The sequence below is a fragment of the Candidatus Albibeggiatoa sp. nov. BB20 genome, assembly GCA_016744725.1.
Classification (GTDB): domain Bacteria; phylum Pseudomonadota; class Gammaproteobacteria; order Beggiatoales; family Beggiatoaceae; genus Albibeggiatoa.
This window is the reverse complement of the sequence record JADGDW010000230.1, coordinates 1-5,241: the sequence shown is the minus strand read 5'-3', so window position 1 is coordinate 5,241 and position 5,241 is coordinate 1. Positions and strand designations below refer to the sequence as shown.

At 36.3% G+C, this 5,241-nt stretch carries 4 protein-coding genes; 3 read left to right on the top strand and 1 reads right to left on the bottom strand.

What is annotated here, in order from left to right:
* The first annotated feature begins 552 nt into the window (after positions 1 to 552).
* Both tolA and tolB read left to right on the top strand, forming a co-directional pair.
* A complete protein-coding gene (gene tolA / locus ABXH34_RS17635; RefSeq protein WP_353573198.1) occupies positions 553 to 1,578 on the top strand; it encodes a cell envelope integrity protein TolA in 1,026 nt (341 codons plus the stop codon).
* Between the two features lie 2 nt (positions 1,579 to 1,580).
* Positions 1,581 to 2,852 (top strand): Tol-Pal system beta propeller repeat protein TolB, encoded by a 1,272-nt coding sequence (gene tolB, locus ABXH34_RS17630; protein ID WP_353573197.1) that lies wholly within the window; start codon positions 1,581 to 1,583, stop codon positions 2,850 to 2,852.
* Positions 2,853 to 3,149: 297 nt separating this feature from the next.
* Here tolB and hemW read toward each other — a convergent pair whose 3' ends face one another.
* Entirely contained in the window at positions 3,150 to 4,298 is a 1,149-nt protein-coding gene (gene hemW, locus ABXH34_RS17625) for a radical SAM family heme chaperone HemW (RefSeq protein WP_353573196.1), read from the bottom strand.
* A 280-nt stretch (positions 4,299 to 4,578) separates the two neighbouring features.
* Between hemW and ABXH34_RS17620 the strand changes: the two genes are divergently transcribed.
* The gene (locus tag ABXH34_RS17620) at positions 4,579 to 4,941 is read left to right on the top strand and encodes an Mth938-like domain-containing protein (protein ID WP_353573195.1); all 363 of its coding nucleotides are present in this window, start codon (positions 4,579 to 4,581) and stop codon (positions 4,939 to 4,941) included.
* The last annotated feature ends 300 nt before the right edge of the window (positions 4,942 to 5,241 follow it).

The window sequence follows — 5,241 nt, the reverse complement described above, 5'->3', positions numbered from 1 at the left end:
GTTCATTTATTACCAAAATATTCAGCTATTTCAGATACACATTATTTTGCTATCACCCATTCAAATATTTGATTTATAGCATCTAGTAAAATGAATAGACTTAAAATCACTGTAATTTGCATAAACTATTAAAATATTTCATATTATTTAAAAGCGATTTAAAATATTGCTATCATCTAAACGCTAATGATATTGGGATATCAGGCAATGTTGAGTTCTCTTGGCTTGTTGCTATAATTTAAGTGACTTAACTTAGAATCTCAAATTACGCAAGGGAACTTGATTGTTTTTGCAAAAACAGAATAAAAACATGTAAGACGGGATAGTGTCGTGTTTTCCAGCAAAATGAATTGAGATTGAACAATATGGAATACGCTGTGTGATAATGTATTCATCCATTTCAATTTTCGGGGCATATCTATCCAGCTTTATTATGAATGACACAACCAACATTTTTGCCTAACTTAAGTTAGTATTCTTTGCATTTTGAGTCATGGTCAGTATTTTGCGTTTAGTAAATCTAGCTCCTATTACACTTTATGAGTCAAACTCATGTATGAAAACTTTCTCGCTTTAATTGCTACACTGCTGTTTCATGCTATTTTAGCTTTAGCATTATTGTTAAATCTTGAGCAGCAGCCTGTGGTTGAAGCTAAACAGTATAGTGTTGTTGATGCTGTCGCTATCGATGAATCCAAGCTTTTAGCAAAACTAGGCTCAACAAAAGCCGAGGCATTACAAGAAGAATTACAAGCTAAATGGGCAGAACAACAGCGTTTAGCTACGATTCGTTATACAAAATTAAAACAAGAAGAACTGCGTTTAGAAAAAATTCGTTTAGAGCAAGAAAAGACTAAGGAGCTTAAGCGTTTAAAAAAATTACAACAAGAGAAGCAACTTTTAGAACAACAGCGTCAGCAAGAACAACAACGCTTGGCAAAATTACGTCAAAAACAGCAAAAATTAAAACAACAGGCCGAGAAAGCGGCTGAAAAACGTAAGCACTTAGAACAGAAAAAAAAGGCCGAAGCGAAACGCAAAGCTGAAGCTAAAAAGAAAGCTGAGCAAAAAGCTGAAAAATTACGCAAAGAAAAAGAGCGCAAAGCAAAAATAGCCAAGGAACAAGAATTAAAACGCCAAGCTGAAAAAAAAGCAAAACAGCAGGCACAACAAGAGCGTAAGCGCAAAGAAGCAGCAAAAAAAGCAGAAATTGAACGCCAGAAAAAAGTCGCTCGGCAACGTCAAATAGCCCGCGAAACTGAAATAAAACGTCAAATTGATGCCAAACGCAAAGCGGCTCAAGATCAACGAGTTGCTCGTATTATCGGCTTAATCCAGCGACGTGTAATACAACAATGGCAGCGTCCAGCCCATACTTCACTAGATTTAACTTGTCGTATTTTAGTTAAATTAACCCCAGATGGTGCAGTCACTCATGCTCAAGTTTCAGCCAGTAGTGGCCATGCAGCATTTGATAGCTCAGCGGTCAGAGCGGTTTACAAAGCCTCTCCATTACCCATTCCTCAAGATTTATATGATCGCTTCAAAACGTTCACCTTTACCTTTAGACCTCAATAACTATGCAAAATTGGATATTTCTACTACTTATTTTCTTCACTTCCTCGGTTTCTGCGACGCTCAATATTGATATTGTTGGTGGCAGTACGGGCGGTCAACCGATTGCTATTGTGCCTTTTGCTAATCATACAGGCGCAAAATTACCACAAAATGTACCTAAAATTATCGCGGCAAACCTACATCGTACAGGGCGTTTTGCTGTCATGCCTGTGAATCAATTACCTGAACGACCCAATCAAATCGCTCAAGTGACCTTTTCCGCTTGGCAACAAATTGGAATGCCTCATGTTGTCATTGGGAGTATTTCAGGTAACAGTGCAACAGGATTTACAGTTAAATTTCAATTGCTTGATGCCTTTGGTAATAAATCACTCATTGGTTACAGTTATCAAGCGAATAATCAAACGTTACGCCGTGTAGCACATAAAATCAGTGACATTATTTATCAAACTCTGACAGGGGAAAAAGGGATTTTTAGTACTCGCGTGGTTTATGTTACGGTACAAGGCCGAGGAAAAACCAAACAATATCAATTAAATGTGGCTGATGCTGATGGGCAAAATCCACGAGTGATGTTGAAATCTTCAGAACCGATCTTTTCACCTGCATGGTCGCCTGATGCAACTCAAGTGGCGTATGTCTCAATGGAAAATAAACGTACTGCAGTTTATATTCAAAATATCCGTTCTGGTAAACGGCAATTATTATCAAATTACAAAGGGATTAATTCAGCACCTGCATGGTCGCCTGATGGTTTACGTATTGCCTTATCCTTATCAAAAGATGGTAATCCAGAAATTTACATCATCAATTTACGTGGACGCAGTTTGAGACGTATTACCAATAATCCCGCCATTGATACAGAACCAGAATGGTCGCCTGATGGTAAATCTTTAGTATTTACTTCTGACCGTAGTGGTGCACCACAAATTTATCATGTTTCGGCTTATGGTGGCAAAGCACAGCGTGTGACTTATATTGGTCGCTATAATGCCCGAGCACGATTTTCACCTGATGGACAAAAATTAGCCTTGTTGCACAATAATGGTAAGGGCTATCAAATTGCAATTTTGCATTTACCTAGTGGTCAAGTTAATGCTCTGACTCGGACAACGTTGGATGAATCCCCTAGTTTTGCGCCTAATGGCAGTATGATTTTATACGCAACGGGTTCAGAGTTGGCCGCGGTTTCTGTGGATGGAAAAGTACAGCAGCGTTTAGCGGTGTCAGCAGGAAGTGAAGTCAGAGAACCTGCATGGTCGCCATTAAAATAAGTTTTAACTTGTATAAATGATTGATATTTTTAATATTTAAAAGCAATCTTAAACTTATATTAAGGAAAGAGACCGTATTATTTTCAATAGCAGTTAAAGGAGTTCAAAGCGATGAGTTTTGGCCAAAAAGACTTTGAATTCCTTGTTGTTATAAAATGCTGATTCTTAAATATAGTCAATTCTGGTTTATATGTTGGGCTGGTAGTCTTTTTATACTTTAAATATCAATCAGTTTTAAAATCTAGGATTGCCAGTCCTATATTGCCTTAAAATAACTATGTCCATCACCTCTATTGATTAATCTGAATCGGGCATAAACAACGCGAGCACATCATTTAGAAATTGTTGACCTAAATCCGTTGGATAGATGCAGTTACCCTGTTGTGCTAGCCAATTTTTTTGTAATGCTTGATTCACAGGTGTTGCAATGTCAGAGAATGGTAAATGGGTAAATGTTTCAAAATCTTGGATAAGAAATCCTTGCTTTAAACGCAGAGCATTCAACATAAATTCTAACCCAATATCTTCACGATTAAGCTGTTGCTGCTGGACAATCACTCGTGGTGTGTGTGCTGTTTCTAAATAAGTTTGTGGATGACGTTGTTTGCTCATACGCGTAATCGTGTTTTGTGCTGCATCAGAAATTTTACCATGTGCACCCGCACCGATACCTAAATAATCTCCAAATTGCCAATAATTCAAATTATGCTTACACTTTTGACCTTTTTGGGTATAAGCGGATATTTCATAGTTTTCATAACCCTGTTGCGCTAGCAATTGTTGACCTGCTTGCTGAATATCCCAAGTCTCATCATCACTTGGTGTTTTAGGAGGATGGTGATAAAACCAGGTATTTGGCTCAACAGTCAATTGATACCAAGACAAATGAGGCGGCTTAAATTGCAATGCTATTTGTAAATCATTCATCGCCATTTCCACATTTTGTTGCGGCAAACCAAACATCAAATCAATATTAAATTGCTCAAATTGCTGTTGCGTTATTTGTATCGCATGAATAGCTTGGTTACGGTCATGAATCCGGCCTAAAACTTTAAGTTGATGGTCATCAAAACTTTGGACACCAAGTGATAAACGATTGATACCTGCTTGTTTAAAGCCTTGAATATGCGCATTATCCACTGTACCCACATTGGCTTCGAGCGTAATTTCAGCCTGAGGCAAAATGCTAAGACGACTACGTAATTCAGTCAGTAATAAATCAATATTATCAGGAGAAAATAAACTAGGTGTGCCGCCACCGATAAAAATACTAATGATTTTGCGTCCCCATATTTTGGGTAAATCTTGCTCTAAATCAGCGAGTAAGGCTTGAATATAAGCGTGCTCTGGTACATTATTTTGCTGTACTGCATGTGAATTAAAATCACAATAAGGACATTTTTGTACACACCAAGGGATGTGAATATAGAGGCTAAGAGGCGGCATGATTGGTCAACCAACTTAAGAAAAGGTATATTATTTCGTATTCAAAAGAGATATTGTATCGAATATTTTTAGTTTATCATTAAATTAATCCTAAAATCATTTTTCTGCCTTATTATCCATCTTCATCAAATGCTATAAACTAATAGTCAGACGCTAAATTGCAATATCAACTTATGGTATGGCTTTTTTTACAATTAGATAATTTAATGATAAATAAGAATATTCTTAATAAGATTGCCTAGCACGTTTTATTCTGTACTCATAAAGAGACCTTTCAAATATGAAATTACACTTAGACAGAACAGCATTCAATAATATTCAACGTTATGATGATGAAACGATTGTGATTCATGAAAGAGATTATAAGCAGAGCTTAATTGTGATGCCTGATTATTTATCAGATTGGGATGTGGATGGCTTCGACAGCTTAGAGCTAGACCATTTTAAGCGTTTACGAGCATTGCAACCTGAATTAGTCATTTTAGGTACAGGTTTGCAGCAACAGTTTCCTGATCCTAAATTGTGTATACCATTGATTGAAGCCCATATTGGCCTTGAAGTGATGAATAGACAAGCAGCTTGTAGAACCTACAATATTTTAGTTGCAGAAGGACGTAAGGTATTAGCCGCGCTTATATTTTGATTATCTGTATTCCAATAAAATCAGATAATTATATTAAATCATAGGAAGTTGGCAAAGGTGTCGTAATGGATAAATTAAATGGTAATAATTTACAACCGTTTATCGCTTTATTTGGGCTTTTATCGTTTACGTCAATAATCCCTACAGAATAAAAGTATAAATATCACAGATAAATCAAGCTATTAAACTCTTTTGATTGATTATTCATTTTAGGCAAAAATGAGGGGTAAAACTAATTTAAGCTCACATCTTTTCTATTAAAATTAATGATTTGTAGAAAATAAGCTGATTATATTATAT